Origin of the sequence: Pseudomonas sp. PDM19 (assembly GCF_014852215.1) — a bacterium.
Taxonomy (GTDB): domain Bacteria; phylum Pseudomonadota; class Gammaproteobacteria; order Pseudomonadales; family Pseudomonadaceae; genus Pseudomonas.
In genome coordinates this window covers 1,250,497-1,268,236 of sequence record NZ_JACVBG010000002.1, presented here as the reverse complement: position 1 = coordinate 1,268,236, position 17,740 = coordinate 1,250,497, and the positions used below count along the sequence as shown (strand labels likewise).

The window sequence follows — 17,740 nt, the reverse complement described above, 5'->3', positions numbered from 1 at the left end:
GTCAGGCGTCCAGCTTCGACAACTGCAGCAGCAGGCTGTCCAGCTGCTCGCGCAGGCCGTCGGTGACGCTCAGGTCGATGCCGCTGCGGCAGAGCAACTCCTCTCGCAGCGGCAGCACCTTCTCGCGTAATGCCACCCCTTCCGCGGTCAGCCCCAGGTGCACTTCACGCTCGTCATGCTGCGCACGGCGGCGCAGCACCAGGCCCAGCTGCTCGAGGCGCTTCAGCAGCGGCGTGAGGGTGCCGGAGTCGAGCGTCAGGCGCTCGCCGAGCGCCTTTACCGACGGCTGCTGCGGGGGTTCGGCCTGCCACTCCCAGAGCACCAGCATGGCCAGGTACTGCGGATAGGTCAGGCCGAGCGCCTCGAGCATCGGCCGGTAGCCACGGATCACCGCGCGGGACACGGCGTACAGGCGGAAGCACAGCTGGTTGTCCAGCTGCAGTTCGGCCGGCAGGGATACAGCGTCTTTCATCACAGCAGCGCTTCGATCTCGGCGGACAGTTGCTCGGGCTTGGTGGTCGGGGCGAAACGCTTGACCAACTGGCCGTCCTGGCCGATCAGGAACTTGGTGAAGTTCCACTTGATGCCCTGGCTACCCAGCAGGCCGGGAGCGCGCTTCTTCAGTTGTACATAGAGCGGGTGGGCCTCGGCGCCGTTGACGTCGATCTTCTTGAACAGCGGGAAGCTCACGCCGAAGTTCAGCTCGCAGAACTGGGTGATCTCCCCTTCGTTGCCCGGCTCCTGCTTGCCGAACTGGTTGCAGGGGAAGCCGAGCACTACCAGGCCCTTGTCCTTGTACTGCTTCCAGAGCTTTTCCAGCCCCTTGTACTGCGGGGTGAAGCCGCACTGGCTGGCGGTGTTCACCACCAGCAGGGCCTTGCCGCCGAAGTCGGCGAGGGTCTTCTGTTCGCCCTTGATGGTGGTCACGGGAATGTTCAGCAATGCATCGCTCATCGGGCCTGGCTCCGGCGGAAAGTGGGAACCCCAAGAATAGTGATCAATTAAATTGCGCGCAATTCAATTGATCACGAATCACCCGATGAAATAGCGAGGAATCTAGCTTCCGACAGGTGAACGCCCAAAAGAAAAGGCCCGCTCGGTGGCGGGCCTTGGGGTCATTCCTTGGGCACCAGCTTCAAGGATGCCGAGTTGATGCAGTAGCGCAGCCCGGTCGGCCGCGGTCCATCAGGGAAGACATGGCCCAGGTGCGCATCGCACTTGCCGCAGCGCACTTCGATGCGGTGCATGCCGTGGCTGAAGTCTTCCAGTTCTTTGACCACCTCGCCGTTCACCGGCTGGAAGTAGCTCGGCCAGCCGCTGCCCGAATCATATTTGGCGTCGGAGTCGAACAGCGCGGTGCCGCAGCACACGCAGTGGTAGATACCGGGCGTCTTGGTGTCGTGGTACTCACCGGTGAAGGCGCGTTCGGTGCCGCCCAGGCGGCAGACATGGAACTGCTCGTCGGTGAGTTCGTCACGCCAGGAATCCAGGGGCTTTTCCAGCTTTTCCATCGATCTGCCTCCATTAATGGAAAAAATGCCCGATGCCTCCTTTTCCGGGAATCGGGCCGCACGTATGATGCGCGTGGTTAACGTCAGGTTCAGAATCTGCCGCACAGAGACATTCTCGCGATATAAAAGCCTTAAAAACTCTAATTTTTCGAGAATTCCACTGTTTTCCTGTCGATTTTCAGGGTCGACACCAGGGAAAAGCACTTCCGAACCGATCATTTGACGCCAGTCTGTCACCCGCGTTACAGCCTGCCAAGTCGCCGGCCGCGGACTATTTCGGAATCCCAGATCATGCAGGTCACCAAATCGAACAAGCTCGCCAACGTCTGCTACGACATTCGCGGGCCCGTGCTCAAGCACGCCAAACGCCTGGAAGAGGAAGGCCACCGCATCCTCAAGCTGAACATCGGCAACCCGGCGCCGTTCGGTTTCGAGGCGCCGGACGAAATCCTCCAGGACGTCATCCGCAACCTGCCCACCGCCCAGGGCTACAGCGACTCCAAGGGCCTGTTCAGCGCGCGCAAGGCGGTGATGCAGTACTACCAGCAGAAGCAGGTGGAAGGCGTCGGCATCGAGGACATCTACCTGGGCAACGGCGTGTCCGAGCTGATCGTCATGGCCCTGCAGGCGCTGCTCAACAACGGTGACGAGGTGCTGATCCCGGCGCCCGACTACCCGCTGTGGACCGCCTCCGTCGCGCTCTCCGGCGGCAAGCCGGTGCACTACCTGTGCGACGAGCAGGCCGGCTGGTTCCCCGACGTCACCGACATGAAGGCGAAGATCACCAGCAACACCAAGGCCCTGGTGCTGATCAACCCGAACAACCCCACCGGCGCGGTCTACTCCAGGGAAGTGCTGCTGGACATCGTCGAACTGGCGCGCCAGCACAACCTGGTGATCTTCTCCGACGAGATCTACGACAAGATCCTCTACGACGAGGCCCAGCACATCTCCACCGCCTCCCTAGCGCCGGACGTGCTCTGCCTGACCTTCAACGGCCTGTCCAAGTCCTACCGCGTGGCCGGATTCCGCTCCGGCTGGATCGCCATTTCCGGCCCGAAACACAAGGCGCAGAGCTACATCGAAGGCCTGGATATCCTGGCCAACATGCGCCTGTGCGCCAACGTGCCGAGCCAGCACGCCATCCAGACCGCCCTGGGCGGCTACCAGAGCATCAACGACCTGGTCCTTCCGGGTGGGCGCCTGCTGGAACAGCGCAACCGCGCCTGGGAACTGCTCAACGACATTCCCGGCGTCAGCTGCGTGAAGCCCATGGGCGCGCTCTATGCCTTCCCGCGCATCGATCCGAAAGTCTGCCCGATCCACAACGACGAGAAATTCGTTCTCGACCTGCTGCTTTCCGAGAAGTTGCTCATCGTTCAGGGCACCGCTTTCAACTGGCCCTGGCCGGATCACTTCAGGGTGGTTACCCTGCCGCGTGTCGATGACCTGGAACAGGCCATCGGACGCATCGGCAACTTCCTGAAAACCTATCGCCAATAACTCATCGCCAGTGAAGCCCAGCGCATAAATGGACCTGCAGATCGACGACTTCTACAAGGATGCCGCTTCCGGCCTGCTGACCCTCTACCAGGCCTTCCCGCGCAAAATCGCCCTCTATGTCGAGGACCTGATCGGCCGGGAAGAGCCCGACGAGTTCGGCCTGCCCAGCACCCGCCACCAGAGTTGCCTGGGTGCGCTGCTGTGGCTGGCCGATGAAGGCTATCTGCGCTTCGAAGCCACCATCCGTTACGAAGCTCTGGACCAGGCAGTGCTCAGCGAAAAGGCCTTCATGCGCCTGACCCGCATCGTCCCCCACGCCGTGCGCGACGGCGAGGAACTGCCGCCCAGCGTGCGCCGCGACCAGGCCACGCTGGCCAACCAGTTGCGCGAGGCACTGGCCGCCCGGCACGGAGAACGCATCGCGCGGCTGACCCGACTACTCTTCGAGAGCGACCCGGGGCGCCCGTAATACGGGCAGGCGACACAAGTTGAAATAGTCCCCGAGTTGAATCGCCTGGGGGCCAACCGTATATACCCCGCATACTATTCAGCGATCCCGTGCCTGCCTGTGCCCGGCGATCCGGAAAGCCGCGCCCCACTGCGGTTTTCGCCAATGTCACCGTGAGGAGAAGCTTTACGCCATGATGCGCATCCTGTTGTTCCTGGCCACCAACCTGGCTGTTCTGGTGATCGCCAGCATCACCCTGAAACTGCTCGGCGTGGACCGTTTCACCGGCCAGAATTACGGTAGCCTTCTGATTTTCTGCGCCGTCTTCGGCTTCGCCGGCTCCCTGGTTTCGCTGTTCATCTCCAAGTGGATGGCGAAGATGAGCACCGGCACCGAGATCATCAGCCAGCCGCGCACCCGCCACGAACAGTGGCTGCTGCAGACCGTGGAAGAACTGTCCCGCGAGGCCGGCATCAAGATGCCGGAAGTCGGCATCTTCCCTGCCTACGAGGCCAACGCCTTCGCCACCGGCTGGAACCGTAACGACGCACTGGTCGCAGTCAGCCAGGGCCTGCTCGAGCGCTTCTCCCCCGAAGAAGTGAAAGCCGTGCTGGCCCACGAGATCGGCCACGTGGCCAACGGCGACATGGTCACCCTGGCGTTGATCCAGGGCGTGGTGAACACCTTCGTGATGTTCTTCGCACGCATCTTCGGCAACTTCGTCGACAAGGCGATCCTGAAGAACGAAGACGGCCCGGGCATCGGCTACTTCGTCGCGACCATCTTCGCCGAACTGGTCCTGGGCATCCTCGCCAGCATCATCGTCATGTGGTTCTCGCGCAAACGCGAATACCGCGCGGACGAGGCCGGCGCCCGCCTGGCCAGCACCGGCGCGATGATCGCCGCCCTGCAACGCCTGCGCGCCGAACAGGGTGTGCCAGTGCAGATGCCCGACACGCTGCAGGCCTTCGGCATCAACGGCAACCTCAAGCACGGCCTCGCCGGCCTGTTCATGAGCCACCCGCCGCTGGAAGACCGCATCGAAGCCCTGCGCGCCGCTGGCCGCTGAGTTCCGGAGCGATAAAAAAGGCGACCCTAGGGTCGCCTTTTTCATGTCGTCGATTCAGCCACGACGCAGCGCGAACACCACTTCGCCCAGGTGGCTGACGCCGCGCTTGAGGAACTTCGGGTTTTCCGCCAGCACGTCCAGGCGTTCCACCTCCTCCACTTCCCAGCCCTCAACGAAGAGCCCGCGCACTTCATCTGCCAGCACGGCGAACGGCGGACCATCCATCTCGGTCTGGGGGTATTCCAGGCTGACCACCAGCCCGCGCGCCTGTTGCGGCAGGATGCGCTGCAGGTGCGCCGCATAATCGGCACGCAGATCCGGCGGCAGAGCGATCAGCGCCGCGCGGTCGTAAAGGGCGCTGCAGCCGGCCACCTGCTCGGCCGTGACGTCGAAGAAGTCCCCCTGGAGAATCTCCAGGCGCTCGTAGCTGTAACGGCGTAGCGCGCCTTCCCCGGTGATCTGCGGCGTGACGCCCAACTCGGCGAAGAAGTCGACGGCAGCCCGTTCAGCCAACTCGACACCCAGCACGCGGTAACCCCATTGCGCCAGCCAGAGCATGTCCAGGCTCTTGCCACACAGCGGCACCAGTACCTGCGACTCCTCGGGCAACTCCAGGTTCGGCCAGTGCCGTTGCAGACCGGGGTTCACCGATTGCTGGTGGAAGCCGATTTCATTGCGCGCCCAGCGCGACTGCCAGAATTCATGCTGCATAGGTCACCTGTTCAAACACTGCGCATCGAGCGCGGCAGCAGCCAGCGCCACCAGGCGCCGCGCCGCTCGCGCTGTCTCTCCCCGGCTTCGAGGATCTTCAGCCGCACCTGGCCACCACGGACCCGCTGCACACAGATCTCGGTGCCGTCCTCCAGGCGGAGGCAGTCGCCGATCTCGAGCTCCAGGACTTGCTCAACTTGCTGCATAGCCGAATTCGCCATTCGCTTCGGAAATTTCCGCAAACTCTAACGCATCGTCCGACTGACATCCTGCCAAAGCGCTCTGTGGCGATTCCCCCCCTGACTCTGCAACCGAGTTGGCACTTCCACAGCGATGCATTTCAAGGGAATGAGCACGAGCAGAACAATCGGACATACCGATCATTACTGTCAAAAACCTATACTGGATTTCGATCTTTACCCGCGTGAACATAGAGCCATTCAAGTAGCGAGGTTCGCCATGCTCCCTGCCCTGTTCATCTCCCACGGCTCCCCCATGCTGGCCCTGGACCCCGGCGCCAGCGATGCGCCCCTGAAGCGCCTGGCCCGCGAGCTGCCACGCCCGAAAGCCATCCTGGTGGTCTCCGCCCACTGGGAAACCCCCGACCTGCGCGTGACCGCATCCGCCAGGCCGGACACCTGGCACGACTTCTACGGCTTCCCGCCCGAGCTCTATGCCGTGCAGTACCCGGCCGCCGGCTCGCCGGAGTTGGCCCAGCGCGTCGTCGAGTTGCTGGCCGAGGACGGCCTGCCGGCCACCCTCGATGCCGAGCGCCCGCTGGACCACGGCACCTGGGTGCCGCTGAGCCTGATGTACCCGGCCGCCGATATCCCCGTCGTCCAGCTTTCCCTGCCCAGCCGTCTCGGCGCAACCATGCAGCACCGCATCGGCGCAGCCCTGCGTGCGCTGAGCGAGGAAGGCATCCTGCTGATCGGTTCGGGCAGCATCACCCACAATCTGGGCGAACTGGACTGGCACGCCGGACCGGAAGTCATCACGCCCTGGGCCAAGGTCTTCCGCGACTGGATGGTGCAGCATCTGGAAGCCGATGACGAAGCCGCCCTGTTCGACTACCGCCAGCAGGCGCCGCACGCAGCGCGCAACCACCCGCGCGACGAGCACCTGTTGCCGCTGTACTTCGCCCGTGGCGCCGGCGGCTCGGCGATGACGGTGGAGCACGCCGGCTTCACCCTCGGCGCGCTGGGAATGGATATCTATCGCTTCGGCTGAAGCTGCCACCCCTGCCGGGAAAGCCATCCAGGACCGGAAACGAAAAAGCCCCGCCAATGGCGGGGCTTTTTCATGCGCGGGGACTGACGAATCAGTCTTCGCGATAACGACGCAGACGCAGGGCCTTGCCAGCGACGCGGGTGTCCTTGAGCTTGGTCAGCAGACGGTCGAGGTTCTCTTCCGGCAGCTCGATCAGGCTGAAGGTCTCGCGGATCTGGATGCGGCCGATGGCCTCGCGGGACAGGCCGCCCTCGTTGAGGATGGCGCCCAGCAGGTTCTTCGCCTGCACGCCATCACGGGCGCCCAGGGCGGTACGGCAACGGGCCTTGCCTTCCGACGGCGGAGCCATGGTACGGGGTGCGCCACTGCGCTCCGGACGGTCGCCGCGCTCGGGGCGATCGCCACGCTCGCTGCGCTCGTAACGGTCGCTGCGCTCACGCGGGGCGGCCGGGGTCAGAGGCTGTTCGCGGCGGACCGATTCCAGGTCCAGCGCCTTGCCTTCGGTCAGCTTGGCCAGCAGTACGGCGGCCAGGGTGTCCATGTCGGTACCCAGGCGACGGCACAGCTCGTCACGCACGGCGCCACGGCTGGCAACGGCGTTGGCCAGCAACGGTTGCAGGCCGGTGGCCAGGCGGTTCAGACGGGCTTCGAGGACGGTTTCAGCGTCCGGCAGGCGAACTTCGCCAACCTTCTGCCCGGTCACGCGCTCGATCACCTGCAGCATGCGGCGCTCACGCGGAGTCACCAGCAGCAGGGCACGGCCTTCACGACCGGCACGGCCGGTACGGCCGATACGGTGTACGTAGGATTCCGGATCGTAGGGCATGTCCACGTTCAGTACGTGGGTGATGCGCGCCACGTCGAGGCCGCGGGCGGCGACGTCGGTGGCGATGACGATGTCCAGCGAGCCATCCTTCAGGGACTCGATCACGCGCTCACGCTGGGCCTGCGGCATGTCACCGTTCAGCGCGGCGGCACGGTAGCCCTGGCGCTCGAGCAGCTCGGCGATGTCCAGGGTGGCCTGCTTGGTGCGGACGAAACCGATCAGCGCGTCGAACTGCTCGACTTCCAGCAGACGCAGGATCGAGGCCGGCTTCTGGTCGGCGTGAACCATCAGGTGCGCCTGCTCGATGCGGGCGACAGTCTGGGTCTTGGCAGCGATGCGGACGTGCTTGGGTTCTTTCAGGTGGCGTTCGGCGATGCTGCGGATCGAGGCCGGCAGGGTCGCGGAGAACAGCACGCTCTGGCGGCTGGACGGCATGGCTTCGAAGATCACTTCGAGGTCGTCCATGAAGCCGAGCTTGAGCATCTCGTCCGCTTCGTCGAGCACCAGGCTCTTGACGGTGGACAGCAGGTTTTCGTCGCGACGCAGGTGGTCGCACAGACGGCCCGGAGTGGCGACCACAACCTGGGCGCCCTGGCGCAGGGCCTTCAGCTGCGGGCCCATGGGCGCGCCGCCGTAGACGGCAATCACGCCGACGCCCGGCATCTGCTTGGAATAGGTTTCGAAAGCGGTAGCAACCTGCAGGGCCAGCTCGCGGGTCGGTACCAGTACCAGCACCTGCGGAACGCGACGGCTCGGCTCGATCTGCGACAGCATCGGCAGCGCAAAGGCAGCGGTCTTGCCGGTACCGGTCTGGGCCTGGCCGATCATGTCGTGGCCTTCGAGGATCACCGGGATCGACTGGGCCTGGATCGGCGACGGCTCTTCATAACCGACAGCGGCAATGGCAGCGAGAACATTGGGGTGAAGACCGAGCGCGGCGAAGCCGGCGGTTTCCTGGGTCATGGGTTTTGCCTCTAAGTACATCCGCAAAGACCCAATAGCCGAGCTGCGCATGCCCTGTACGACAGTGAAGTCACCCAGGCAGCTGGAAGCGGGGATTTGCGAAATGAAGATTGGAAGAATGCGTCAAGGAAGTCCGCACTGCGGACACATAGCCCGAGTGTGAAACTGCGGGAGAATGCGGGATCCGAAACGAGGCCAGCGTTTGGCCGGCGCGTATCATACCGGAAAAACCTGACCAATGTGTTTCTTTTCGGAACATGCCCGGCGAACGGTCATTCCGTGGACAACCCCGTCCCTGCCGGCTATACCGTGCAAGCCACCCGACCGGAGCCCGCCAATGACCGCCAGCAGCGAACCGCGCATCACCGTCGAACGTCATGACCACGTCCTGCTGCTCGGCCTGAACCGGGTCGACAAGCGTAACGCCTTCGACCTGGAGATGCTCACCCAGCTGGTGCTGGCCTTCGGCGAATACGAGCGCGACGACGAGCTGCGCTGCGCCCTGGTGTTTGCCCACGGTGATCACTTCACCGCCGGCCTGGACCTGGCGAACATCGGCGAGACCTTCCGCACCGGCTGGACCATGCCCGAAGGCTCCGCCGATCCATGGGGCACCTTCGGCGGCCGGCGCCTGACCAAGCCGCTGCTGGTGGCCGCGCAGGGCTACTGCTTCACCCTGGGCATCGAACTGATGCTCGCCGCCGACATCAACCTGTGCGCCAGCAATGCGCGCTTCGCCCAGCTCGAAGTGCAGCGCGGCATCTTCCCCTTCGGCGGCGCCACCCTGCGCATGCACCAGGTGGCCGGCTGGGGCAATGCGATGCGCTGGCTGCTCACCGGTGATCCCTTCGATGCCCACGAGGCGTATCGGATCGGCCTGGTGCAGGAAGTCACCGCGCCGGAAGAACTGATGCCGCGTGCGCTCTGGCTCGCCCAGCGGGTTGCCGCCCAGGCGCCGCTGGGCATTCGCGCCACCCTGGCTTCCGCGCGCCGCAGCCTCGATGAAGGTGAGGAAGCGGCGGCGCGACTGTTGCCGGCGATGGCCAGCGAACTGCTGTCGACCGAGGATGCGCAGGAAGGTTTGAACGCCATGCTCGAGCGCCGCGAAGGCCGCTTCCAGGGCAAATGAACGCACAGGGGAAAACGCCAAACGGAACCATCGTGCGAAAAGCGCTATATCCAAGGTATTAAAAACGCCTGGCAAGTCGCCATAATCCTTTAGTTTTTCCTTTAAATTCAAAGACCTGCCAAACACAAAACGGCTATATACAAGTTCCAATTTCGCGCCTGAAAACAAACCTCTAGAACTGACTCCAGAGCAGCGCAGCGACTCGCCGGGATACCGAACCGGGCAGCCAGCTGACTGACGTTCTCATGGAGGAATTCGCTATGTCAGGTCCGATTCGTGTTTTCGCACTTTCCCTTCTCGTCGTTGCCCTCTCGCTGCAAGGTTGCAGCAGCCACGGCGGCAGCAGTCACCACCGCGCTTCCGATAGCAGCAGCACCGACGATGGCTCCGGCTCCGGCGGCGATGGCAGCGGCGGTACTGGCGGTACCGGTGGGACTGATGGAACCGGCGGGACCGATGGAACTGGCGGTACCGGCGGCACTGGCGGGACGGGCGGGACGGGCGGCACCGACGGAACCGGTGGCACCGGCGGAACAGGCGGAACCGGAGGCACTGGCGGTACCGGAGGAACGGGCGGCGGCGACGGCACAGGCGGCGGCACCACCACTCCGCCAGCCAGTACCACCGGCAATATCCTGACCAATACCGGCGAAGCGGTCTCCAATGTCGGCGACACCGTGAGCACCGTCGGCGCCGTGGTGAAGACAGTCGACCTGCCGGTGCTGGGCAATGGCGTCACGCAGAATGCCGGCACCCTGGTCCAGGAAGTCGGCGCCGGTGTAGACAGCGTCGGCACCGGCGTCACCAACGGTCTCGGCCAACTGGGCAACAACCCCAACGCCATTGGCACCACCGTCGCCGGCGCCACCGGCCTGGTCAGCCACACCGGTGGCGCAGTCAGCAGCCTGGGCGACACCGTGGCGGCCATCGGTGATGCCCCGGTGCTGGCCAACACCCCGCTCAATGGCCTGACCGGCCAGGTCGGCGGCCTGGTGGACGGCGTCGGCGGCAAGATCACCATGCTCGGCGACTCTCTCAGCGGCGCAGTCACCACCGGCCCGCTGAGCCAACTGACCACCCAGCTCAGCGGCACCACCGCCGGACTGGTCGGCAAGGTCGAAGGAACCACTCGCGGCGTCGGCGCCGCCACCGGACTGGGAACGCCGGTGAACAACCTGTTGACCACCGTCGGCGGTGTTGTGACCCAGACAGGCAACCAGGTAGCCAGTGCGAATCCGGCGCTGGCACCGGTCGGCGGAATCGTCAGCGATGCGGGTCAGGCAGTCAGCGCGGCCGGCGGCTTGGTCAATGGCAGCAATCCGGGCGGTGGTCTGCTCGGCAACGTCACCGGCGCACTGGCTGGCGCCACCGGCGGCAGTAATCCGGTGGGCGGCGTGGTCAGCGGCGTGACCGGTGCAGTGGGCGGTATCACCGGTTCTCTGGTTGGTGCCACCGGCGGCAGCAACCCGGTAGGCGGCCTGGTCAGCGGTGTGACCGGCGCAGTAGGCGGCCTCACCGGATCCCTGGGTGGCGCCACCGGCGGCAGTAATCCGGTGGGTGGCCTGGTCAGCGGTGTGACCGGCGCAGTAGGCGGCCTCACCGGTTCTCTGGGCGGCGCCACCGGCGGCAGCAACCCGGTAGGCGGCCTGGTCAACGGCGTGGCCGGCACCGTCGGCGGCGTGACCAGCAGTCTCACCGGCGGTGGCGGCCTGGTCGCCGGGGCAGGCGTGGGCATCGGCAGCAACACCCAGGGTTCGGGCGTGGCAGTCGGCGCAGGCGCCGGTACGACTGGCGGTACCAGCGGTCAGGGAGGCCTGCTGGGCAATACGCTGGGCGCCGTGGGTGGCGCGCTGGGTGGTGTGACCGGCGGACTGGGTGGTGGATTGGCGATCGGTACGCCCAAGCAATAATCCGAATTACACCCATACTGTGGTTACCAGGAGCCGCCCACGGCTCCTGGTCCTTTATCGAAGTCGGTCTCATGGAGGAGCCAGATGCGCAAACTTGCTGTCCTGCCCCTGTTGTTGGCTGCACCTTTCGCCTGGGCCGAGCGCCCCATCCAGCTTCCCGGCTCCGATATCGAACAGACCCTGCCCCGCCCCAACCTCCCTGGTGGCGACATCCGCCCCAAGGCCCCCAAGGTCACCGCGCCGGAACCTTCGGCCACCCAACCCGCGCAGATCCTCCAGCAGCGCATCCGCATCAAGCGCATCGAGCTGGCCGGCGGCAAGCACTATCCCGTCACCACCTGGAAACCCCTGCTGGAGCCCCTGACCCAGCGCACCATCCAGGTCAGCGAACTGGTGGCGGCGGCCAAGGCCATCACCCAGCGCTATCAGGACGATGGCTACTTCATCTCCTTCGCCTACGTGCCCAACCAGGACTTCCGCAGCGGCGTCGCGCGCATCGTGCTGGTCGAGGGCCATATCAGCCAGGTCCGCGCCGCAGGCGACCTGGGTGTCCACCAGCAGCGCGTGGACCGCTGGATCGAGAAGCTCAAGGCGGAAAAACCCCTGACCCGCGAGAGCTTCGAGCGCTTCAGCGTGCTGATGAGCCGGGTGCCCGGCATGCAGATGGCCATGGCGCTCAACCCACCCACCACCAGCGACGGTGGCGCGGTGCTGGAGCTGGCTGGCAAGCAAAAGCGCTTCGATACCGGGATGAACCTCGACTCGCGGCGCGGCGAGCAACGCGGGCTGTTCAACGCCGAAGTGATGTCGATGCTTGGCTGGGGCGAGCAGTTGCAGTTCAGCTACCTCTACCCGCCGGGCGACGACCACGAGTACTACCGCGCCTGGAACTACAGCCAACTGCTGGGCGACAACGGCGTGCAGTTGCTGGCCGGCTACAGCAAGTACAACTCGCGCCCCGGCGAGAACCTGCGCCTGGCCAGCGGCCTGGAGTTCGAACGCAAGCGTCAGAACGAGCGGGTCAGCGCCGGCCTGGGCATCCCGCTGATGCTGCGCCGCGACCTGACCTGGGACCTCAACCTGCGTGGCTACACAGTCAACGACACCAGCACCTACGACCTGGTCTACCCGGCCATCCCCTTCCGCATCGAACAGAAGAGCAAGCTGCGCGTGGTGGGTATCGAAACCGTCGTCCAGCAGTTCGCCGAGAAGCGCGTGCGCGCCGGCAGCGTGGCGGTTTACCAGGGGCTGAACGGCATGGGCGCGGAAGCGCCGGAGCCGATCAAGAAGAACTTCACCCGCCTGCTCGGCTTTGGCGCGCAGCAGGACCAGTTCGGCTCCAACTGGCAGGGCGTGGTGAGTGCTGCCTTCCAGTGGAGCGACGACGTGCTGCCCGACTCCGAGCAGGTCACCTACGGCGGCGGCAATTTCGGCCGCGGCTATCCGGACGACCAGGCCAGCGGCGACAAGGGCTGGGGCGCCTCCTACGAGGTGAACTATTCCTTCCTGCGGCAGAGCGTGGTGCTCAACCAGATCCAGCCCTACTTCGTCGTCGACACCGCACGCACCCGCTACAACCAGGACGGCCTGAACGAAGGCAAGCTCGGCTCGGCAGCACTGGGCGTGCGTTTCTCCAACCGCAAGCACTACCTGGTGTCGATGGAAGTCGCCAAGCCGTTCGGCGACCGCGCACTGGACAACAACGAGCGCAGCCCGCGGCTGAACTTCGCCTTCAGCTACCAGATCCCCTGAGGGATGCGGAGAGTCACTGCGCCGGGCGCAGTGACTCGATGTAGGTGCGCAGCGAATAGCCCAGTTTGGGTTCGAGCTGGCCGACGCGCTTCTTCAGGCCGCGCAGGTTCAGCTCCTGGTCGAGTTCGGCAGGAACGAAGACGATCACATTGCCCTCGGGCACCGGGCACTCCCAGTAATGCCGGTTGAAGCGTCCACGCAGCAGCGCGGCTCCCAGCGGCCGACCATCGTCGGTGCTCCACTGGTTGATCACCAGCCAGCCGCCCGGCTTCAGGCGCTCGCGGCAGGCACCGAGAAAGTCCCAGCCAATGTGCGCCGGCGCCGGCCCGGTATCTGTGTAGAGATCGAGGAAGATCAGGTCCGCCGGCTCGCACTCGGCCAGCTCCTGCACGGCGTCGCCGATGCGCAGGTTCAAGCGCTGGTCGTCCACCAGCCCGAGGTGCTCGCGAGCCAGGCGCGGGATGGACGGGCGCAGCTCGATGGCTTCCACTTCTTCCAGCGGCAGGTACTTCAGACAGGCCTGGGTCAGGCTGCCCGCGCCGAAGCCGAGGAACAGCGCGCGGCGCGGGCGCGGATGGCACAGCGCGCCGACCAGCATGGCGCGCGAGTAGTCGTACTCCAGCCAGCTCGGGTCGCCCATCAGCACGCAGCTCTGCTCAACCTCGTCGCCGAACTCCAGGTAGCGGAAGGCGCCGCTCTCCACGACGCGGATCACGCCGAAGTCATCGCGCTCCTCGACGATCAGCAATTCTTCGCTCAGCAGCTCCTCGCTCATGACCGGCTCCGGGCAGAAACGGTCGTGACAATGCGATCCGCCGGGAACGGCGAACGGCACGGATTGCCATTGAAATACAGGGGCTCGCGCACGCAATAATCCTTCGAATCAAGACGGCCAACCACGACCGACACGTCAGCAAGGCCGCAAGAATAACAGCCCAAGAGGCACAACCGGTCATGCGCCAGCGCAACACCATCAACGCTCCCTTCGCACACCACCCTTCCCCGCCCGGACTCCAGACACGGCACGCTCGCGCGCACCGCGCAGACGGCTGATCGCGCCAGCGAGTCCCGAAGACCCGTGTTCCCCTGGACAAGGATGTCCCCCCTCTTCACACGCCAGCGACCACGCGCGGGGCAAAAGCCGAGCTGATACCATGAGCGGATACTGTCCACAGCCGCGAAGACACCGCCGATGAGCCTGCCCTGGAGCCCCGATAGCTGGAGAAGCAAGCCGATCCAGCAACAGCCCGCCTACCCCGACGCCAACCGCGTGAGCGAAGTCGAGCGCACCCTGGCCAGCTTCCCGCCACTGGTGTTCGCCGGCGAGGCGCGCGAGCTGCGCCGGCAGTTCGCCGAGGTCACCGCCGGCCGCGCCTTCCTGCTGCAAGGCGGTGACTGTGCCGAAAGCTTCGCCGAGTTCTCCGCGGCGAAGATCCGCGACACCTTCAAGGTGCTGCTGCAGATGGCCGTGGTGATGACCTTCGCTGCCGGCTGCCCGGTGGTGAAGGTCGGGCGCATGGCCGGGCAGTTCGCCAAGCCGCGCTCCTCCGGCGATGAAACCATCGGCGGCGTGACCCTGCCCGCCTACCGCGGCGACATCGTCAACGGCATCGGCTTCGACGAGAAGAGCCGCGTACCGGATCCGGAGCGCCTGCTGCAGGCCTACCACCAGTCCACTGCCTCGCTGAACCTGTTGCGCGCCTTCGCCGGCGGCGGCTTCGCCGACCTGCACCAGGTGCACCAGTGGAACCTGGACTTCATCGCCAATTCGGCGCTGTCCGAGCGCTACCAGCAACTGGCCGACCGCATCGACGAGACCCTCGCCTTCATGCGCGCTTGCGGCCTCGATACCGCGCCGCAACTGCGCGAGACCAGTTTCTTCACCGCCCACGAAGCGCTGCTGCTGAACTACGAAGAAGCCTTCATCCGCCGCGACAGCCTCACCGGCGGCTGGTATGACTGCTCGGCGCACATGCTGTGGATCGGCGACCGTACCCGCCAGCTCGATGGCGCCCACGTGGAGATGCTGCGCGGCGTCGGCAACCCCATCGGCGTGAAGGTCGGCCCGAGCATGGACAGCGAGGAACTGATCCGCCTGATCGACATCCTCAACCCGGACAACGACCCCGGCCGCCTCAACCTCATCGTGCGCATGGGCGCGGACAAGGTCGGCGACGGCCTGCCGCGGCTGATCCAGACCGTGCAGCGCGAGGGCAAGCAGGTGCTGTGGAGTTCCGACCCCATGCACGGCAACACCATCAAGGCCTCCAGCGGCTACAAGACCCGCGACTTCGCGCGCATCCTCACCGAGGTCCGACAATTCTTCGAAGTGCACCAGGCCGAGGGCAGCTATGCCGGCGGCATCCACATCGAGATGACCGGGCAGAACGTCACCGAGTGCATCGGTGGCGCACGGCCGATCACCGAGGACGGCCTGAGCGACCGCTACCACACCCACTGCGACCCGCGCCTGAACGCGGACCAGTCGCTGGAGCTGGCCTTCCTCATTGCGGAAACCCTGAAGCAAGTCCGACGCTGAATCCGACGCTGTCCCCGGCATTTTCCGAAAGCCACTTCCTTCATTTGACGACAACGGGGTCGCTACCTAAAGTGGCGCCCCGCACGGCAACCGCCGCGCCATGGAAACCGTCAACCAAGGAAGATTCCGATGCAACTGCACCGCTCCCTGCTCGCCCTGCTGATCAGCGCCAGCGCCGCCCTCACCGGCTGCCAGAACATGAACACCGACAGCCTCGTGCAGTCCGGCATGATGGCCATGAAGGCCGCCACCCTGAGCGACGCCGAGATCAAGCAGGTCGCCGACGAAGCCTGCGCCAAGCAGGACGCTGAAGCGCAGATCGCGCCGGCCTCCAGCTCCTACACCAAGCGCCTGGACAAGATCGCCGCCGCCCTGGGCAACCCGCTCGACGGCACCGCGGTCAACTACAAGGTCTACCTCACCGACGACGTCAACGCCTTCGCCATGGCCAACGGCTGCGTGCGCGTTTACTCCGGCCTGATGGACCTGATGAACGACAACGAAGTAGAAGGCGTGCTCGGCCATGAGATCGGCCACGTCGCCCTGGGCCATATCAAGAAGGCCACCCAGACCGCCTACGCAGCCGCCGCCGCACGCAACGCCGCGGCCGCCTCGGGCAATGCCACCGTGGCCGCACTGTCGCAATCGCAGCTGGGCGAGATCGGCGAAGCGCTGGTCAACGCACAGTTCTCCCAGTCCCAGGAGTCGGCCGCCGACGACTACTCCTTCGACCTGCTGAAGAAGCGCGGCATCCAGCTGGAAGGCCTGGCCACCGCCTTCGACAAGCTGGCCAAGCTGAGCGGCGGCCAGGAGAGCAGCATGTTCGACTCGCACCCCGGCTCGCAGCAGCGCGCGGACCACATCCGCCAGCGCATCGCCAGCGGCAAGTGATCCCGGACGGGCCTCTGCGGAGGCCCGTTTGTTTTCAGGCCCTCGCCAGCAGCCCTTGCAGGCGCTCGCCGGAAGGCCGTCGGCAGTTCACCGCCACCCGCTCCAGCCCGAGCCAGTTCGCCATCTCGCCCAGTTGCTGCGCCAGCGCGGCGTGCCCCTCTTCGCCCAGCCCCTTTTCCTCTTCGTGGACGGCATGCACCACCAGCCTGCCGGCAGCGCGATCGGAGCGCAGATCGACCCGCGCGGCCAGGCGCTCGTCGAACAGGAACGGCAACACGTAGTAGCCGTAAACCCGCTTGTGCTGCGGCGTGTAGATCTCCAGGCGGTAGCGGAAGTCGAACAGCCGCTCGGTACGGGCGCGTTCCCAGACCAGTGAATCGAACGGCGAGAGCAAGGCACTGGCGCGCACCTTGCGCGGGATCACCGGGTCCGCCAGGCAGTAGGCCGGCGCCTGCCAACCCTGGACCTGCACCGGCAACAGCTCGCCGGCCTCCAGCAACTCGGCCAGCCGCGCCTTGCTGTCGGCAGGGTCGAGGCGGAAGTAATCGCGCAGGTCCTTCTCGGTAGCCACACCCAACGCCTGTGCCGAATGCAGCAGCAACTGGCGCTGCGCCTCGTCTTCGTCCACGTCGGGCCGCTGCAGCAGATCGGCGGGCAGGACGCGCTCCGGCAAGTCGTACAGCCGCTCGAAACCGCGACGCCCGGCGACCGTCACCTCGCCCGCGGCGAACAGCCACTCCAGCGCATGTTTCTCGTCACTCCAGTCCCACCAGGGGCCGGCGCGTTCTTCGCGGGTGGTCAGGCTGCCGGCACCCAGCGCCCCTTGCTCGCGCACAGAGCCGAGCACCCGCTGGATCACCGGTTGCTGCTCGCGCCCAAAGCGCGCCAGTTGCTGGTAGATGCCACGTCCCTCGGCCGCGCGACGCATGCGCCAGCGCATCAGCGGATAGAGTTCCAGCGGCAGCAACGAAGCTTCATGCCCCCAGTATTCGAACAGCCGACGATGCCGCCCGCCGCTCCAGGCGGCCTCTTCCAGCAGCGTCGGCGGGTAGTTGCCCAGCCGTGAAAACAGCGGCAGGTAGTGCGAGCGCACCAACGCGTTCACCGAGTCGATCTGCAGCACGCCCAGTCGTTCCAGCAGGCTGCGCACATGACGACGCTGCACCCCGCCGCCGGGCTTGCGCAGAGTGAAGCCCTGGGCGGCCAGGGCCAGGCGGCGGGCCTGCTTGTGGGACAGGGATTCGACGGTCGGCATCGT

General features: G+C 65.6%; 16 protein-coding genes and 1 pseudogene. 9 read left to right on the top strand and 8 right to left on the bottom strand.

The features are described 5' to 3' along the window. Position 1: 1 nt before the first annotated feature. From IB273_RS14315 to msrB, 3 genes are all read right to left on the bottom strand, one after another. Positions 2–472, bottom strand: coding sequence for a MarR family winged helix-turn-helix transcriptional regulator (locus tag IB273_RS14315; protein ID WP_151187692.1), 471 nt, complete (start codon positions 470–472; stop codon positions 2–4). Continuing rightward, positions 472–954 carry a glutathione peroxidase gene (locus IB273_RS14310; RefSeq protein ID WP_081518625.1) on the bottom strand — a complete coding sequence of 161 codons (483 nt, stop codon included), beginning with the start codon at positions 952–954 and terminating at the stop codon, positions 472–474. Before IB273_RS14310 ends, IB273_RS14315 begins: the two co-directional genes overlap by 1 nt. 161 nt (positions 955–1,115) lie before the next feature. Then, positions 1,116–1,511: a peptide-methionine (R)-S-oxide reductase MsrB gene (msrB, locus tag IB273_RS14305; protein WP_081518626.1), complete on the bottom strand. Its 396-nt coding sequence runs from the start codon at positions 1,509–1,511 to the stop codon at positions 1,116–1,118. A gap of 291 nt (positions 1,512–1,802) precedes the next feature. Here msrB and IB273_RS14300 point away from each other — a divergent pair, with 291 nt between their 5' ends. The 3 genes from IB273_RS14300 to htpX all read left to right on the top strand — a co-directional run bounded on the left by IB273_RS14300 (position 1,803) and on the right by htpX (position 4,531). After that, positions 1,803–3,014: a pyridoxal phosphate-dependent aminotransferase gene (locus IB273_RS14300; protein WP_192224327.1), complete on the top strand. Its 1,212-nt coding sequence runs from the start codon at positions 1,803–1,805 to the stop codon at positions 3,012–3,014. Positions 3,015–3,042: 28 nt separating this feature from the next. Next, positions 3,043–3,483, top strand: a complete 441-nt coding sequence (locus IB273_RS14295; RefSeq protein WP_081518628.1) for a hypothetical protein — start codon at positions 3,043–3,045, stop codon at positions 3,481–3,483. A gap of 172 nt (positions 3,484–3,655) precedes the next feature. Beyond that, a complete protein-coding gene (gene htpX / locus IB273_RS14290; RefSeq protein WP_081518629.1) occupies positions 3,656–4,531 on the top strand; it encodes a protease HtpX in 876 nt (291 codons plus the stop codon). A 54-nt stretch (positions 4,532–4,585) separates the two neighbouring features. Here htpX and IB273_RS14285 read toward each other — a convergent pair whose 3' ends face one another. Beyond that, on the bottom strand, positions 4,586–5,242 hold the full coding sequence (locus IB273_RS14285; RefSeq protein ID WP_192224326.1) for a thiopurine S-methyltransferase: 657 nt from the start codon (positions 5,240–5,242) through the stop codon (positions 4,586–4,588). 11 nt (positions 5,243–5,253) lie between these two features. Beyond that, positions 5,254–5,448 (bottom strand): hypothetical protein, encoded by a 195-nt coding sequence (locus IB273_RS14280; protein ID WP_081518631.1) that lies wholly within the window; start codon positions 5,446–5,448, stop codon positions 5,254–5,256. 253 nt (positions 5,449–5,701) lie between these two features. On the opposite strand from IB273_RS14280, the gene IB273_RS14275 reads away from it, so the two are divergent. Beyond that, positions 5,702–6,472 carry a DODA-type extradiol aromatic ring-opening family dioxygenase gene (locus IB273_RS14275; RefSeq protein WP_192224325.1) on the top strand — a complete coding sequence of 257 codons (771 nt, stop codon included), beginning with the start codon at positions 5,702–5,704 and terminating at the stop codon, positions 6,470–6,472. A 91-nt stretch (positions 6,473–6,563) separates the two neighbouring features. On the opposite strand, the pseudogene IB273_RS14270 reads toward IB273_RS14275, so the two are convergent. Next, positions 6,564–8,296: pseudogene (locus IB273_RS14270) on the bottom strand (DEAD/DEAH box helicase). Positions 8,297–8,598: 302 nt separating this feature from the next. Between IB273_RS14270 and IB273_RS14265 the strand changes: the two are divergent. The 3 genes from IB273_RS14265 (at position 8,599) to IB273_RS14255 (ending at position 13,052) form a co-directional block, all read left to right on the top strand. After that, the gene (locus tag IB273_RS14265; RefSeq protein WP_081518634.1) at positions 8,599–9,390 is read left to right on the top strand and encodes a crotonase/enoyl-CoA hydratase family protein; all 792 of its coding nucleotides are present in this window, start codon (positions 8,599–8,601) and stop codon (positions 9,388–9,390) included. Between the two features lie 260 nt (positions 9,391–9,650). Next, positions 9,651–11,300, top strand: coding sequence for a collagen-like triple helix repeat-containing protein (locus IB273_RS14260; protein ID WP_192224324.1), 1,650 nt, complete (start codon positions 9,651–9,653; stop codon positions 11,298–11,300). An 84-nt stretch (positions 11,301–11,384) separates the two neighbouring features. Then, a complete protein-coding gene (locus IB273_RS14255) occupies positions 11,385–13,052 on the top strand; it encodes a ShlB/FhaC/HecB family hemolysin secretion/activation protein (protein WP_192224323.1) in 1,668 nt (555 codons plus the stop codon). A 13-nt stretch (positions 13,053–13,065) separates the two neighbouring features. Here the strand turns inward: IB273_RS14255 and IB273_RS14250 are convergent, their stop codons facing one another. Beyond that, the gene (locus IB273_RS14250; protein WP_192224322.1) at positions 13,066–13,827 is read right to left on the bottom strand and encodes a spermidine synthase; all 762 of its coding nucleotides are present in this window, start codon (positions 13,825–13,827) and stop codon (positions 13,066–13,068) included. Positions 13,828–14,244: 417 nt separating this feature from the next. On the opposite strand from IB273_RS14250, the gene IB273_RS14245 reads away from it, so the two are divergent. Both IB273_RS14245 and IB273_RS14240 read left to right on the top strand, forming a co-directional pair. Further along, positions 14,245–15,591, top strand: coding sequence for a class II 3-deoxy-7-phosphoheptulonate synthase (locus tag IB273_RS14245; protein ID WP_081518638.1), 1,347 nt, complete (start codon positions 14,245–14,247; stop codon positions 15,589–15,591). A 129-nt stretch (positions 15,592–15,720) separates the two neighbouring features. Beyond that, complete coding sequence (locus IB273_RS14240; protein WP_192224321.1) at positions 15,721–16,482, top strand: M48 family metalloprotease; 762 nt, start codon at positions 15,721–15,723, stop codon at positions 16,480–16,482. A gap of 34 nt (positions 16,483–16,516) precedes the next feature. Here the strand turns inward: IB273_RS14240 and IB273_RS14235 are convergent, their stop codons facing one another. After that, positions 16,517–17,737: a winged helix-turn-helix domain-containing protein gene (locus tag IB273_RS14235; RefSeq protein WP_192224320.1), complete on the bottom strand. Its 1,221-nt coding sequence runs from the start codon at positions 17,735–17,737 to the stop codon at positions 16,517–16,519. Between the last annotated feature and the right edge of the window lie 3 nt (positions 17,738–17,740).

Bases quoted from the DNA above. Each gene is read 5' to 3' on its own strand.
- IB273_RS14285 (WP_192224326.1), bottom strand. From the start codon at position 5,242: ATGCAGCATGAATTCTGGCAGTCGCGCTGGGCGCGCAATGAAATCGGC.
- IB273_RS14300 (WP_192224327.1), top strand. From the start codon at position 1,803: ATGCAGGTCACCAAATCGAACAAGCTCGCCAACGTCTGCTACGACATT.
- IB273_RS14315 (WP_151187692.1), bottom strand. From the start codon at position 472: ATGAAAGACGCTGTATCCCTGCCGGCCGAACTGCAGCTGGACAACCAG.
- IB273_RS14280 (WP_081518631.1), bottom strand. From the start codon at position 5,448: ATGCAGCAAGTTGAGCAAGTCCTGGAGCTCGAGATCGGCGACTGCCTC.
- IB273_RS14235 (WP_192224320.1), bottom strand. From the start codon at position 17,737: ATGCCGACCGTCGAATCCCTGTCCCACAAGCAGGCCCGCCGCCTGGCC.
- IB273_RS14295 (WP_081518628.1), top strand. From the start codon at position 3,043: ATGGACCTGCAGATCGACGACTTCTACAAGGATGCCGCTTCCGGCCTG.
- IB273_RS14260 (WP_192224324.1), top strand. From the start codon at position 9,651: ATGTCAGGTCCGATTCGTGTTTTCGCACTTTCCCTTCTCGTCGTTGCC.
- IB273_RS14310 (WP_081518625.1), bottom strand. From the start codon at position 954: ATGAGCGATGCATTGCTGAACATTCCCGTGACCACCATCAAGGGCGAA.
- IB273_RS14255 (WP_192224323.1), top strand. From the start codon at position 11,385: ATGCGCAAACTTGCTGTCCTGCCCCTGTTGTTGGCTGCACCTTTCGCC.
- msrB (WP_081518626.1), bottom strand. From the start codon at position 1,511: ATGGAAAAGCTGGAAAAGCCCCTGGATTCCTGGCGTGACGAACTCACC.
- IB273_RS14275 (WP_192224325.1), top strand. From the start codon at position 5,702: ATGCTCCCTGCCCTGTTCATCTCCCACGGCTCCCCCATGCTGGCCCTG.
- IB273_RS14250 (WP_192224322.1), bottom strand. From the start codon at position 13,827: ATGAGCGAGGAGCTGCTGAGCGAAGAATTGCTGATCGTCGAGGAGCGC.
- IB273_RS14240 (WP_192224321.1), top strand. From the start codon at position 15,721: ATGCAACTGCACCGCTCCCTGCTCGCCCTGCTGATCAGCGCCAGCGCC.
- IB273_RS14245 (WP_081518638.1), top strand. From the start codon at position 14,245: ATGAGCCTGCCCTGGAGCCCCGATAGCTGGAGAAGCAAGCCGATCCAG.
- IB273_RS14265 (WP_081518634.1), top strand. From the start codon at position 8,599: ATGACCGCCAGCAGCGAACCGCGCATCACCGTCGAACGTCATGACCAC.
- htpX (WP_081518629.1), top strand. From the start codon at position 3,656: ATGATGCGCATCCTGTTGTTCCTGGCCACCAACCTGGCTGTTCTGGTG.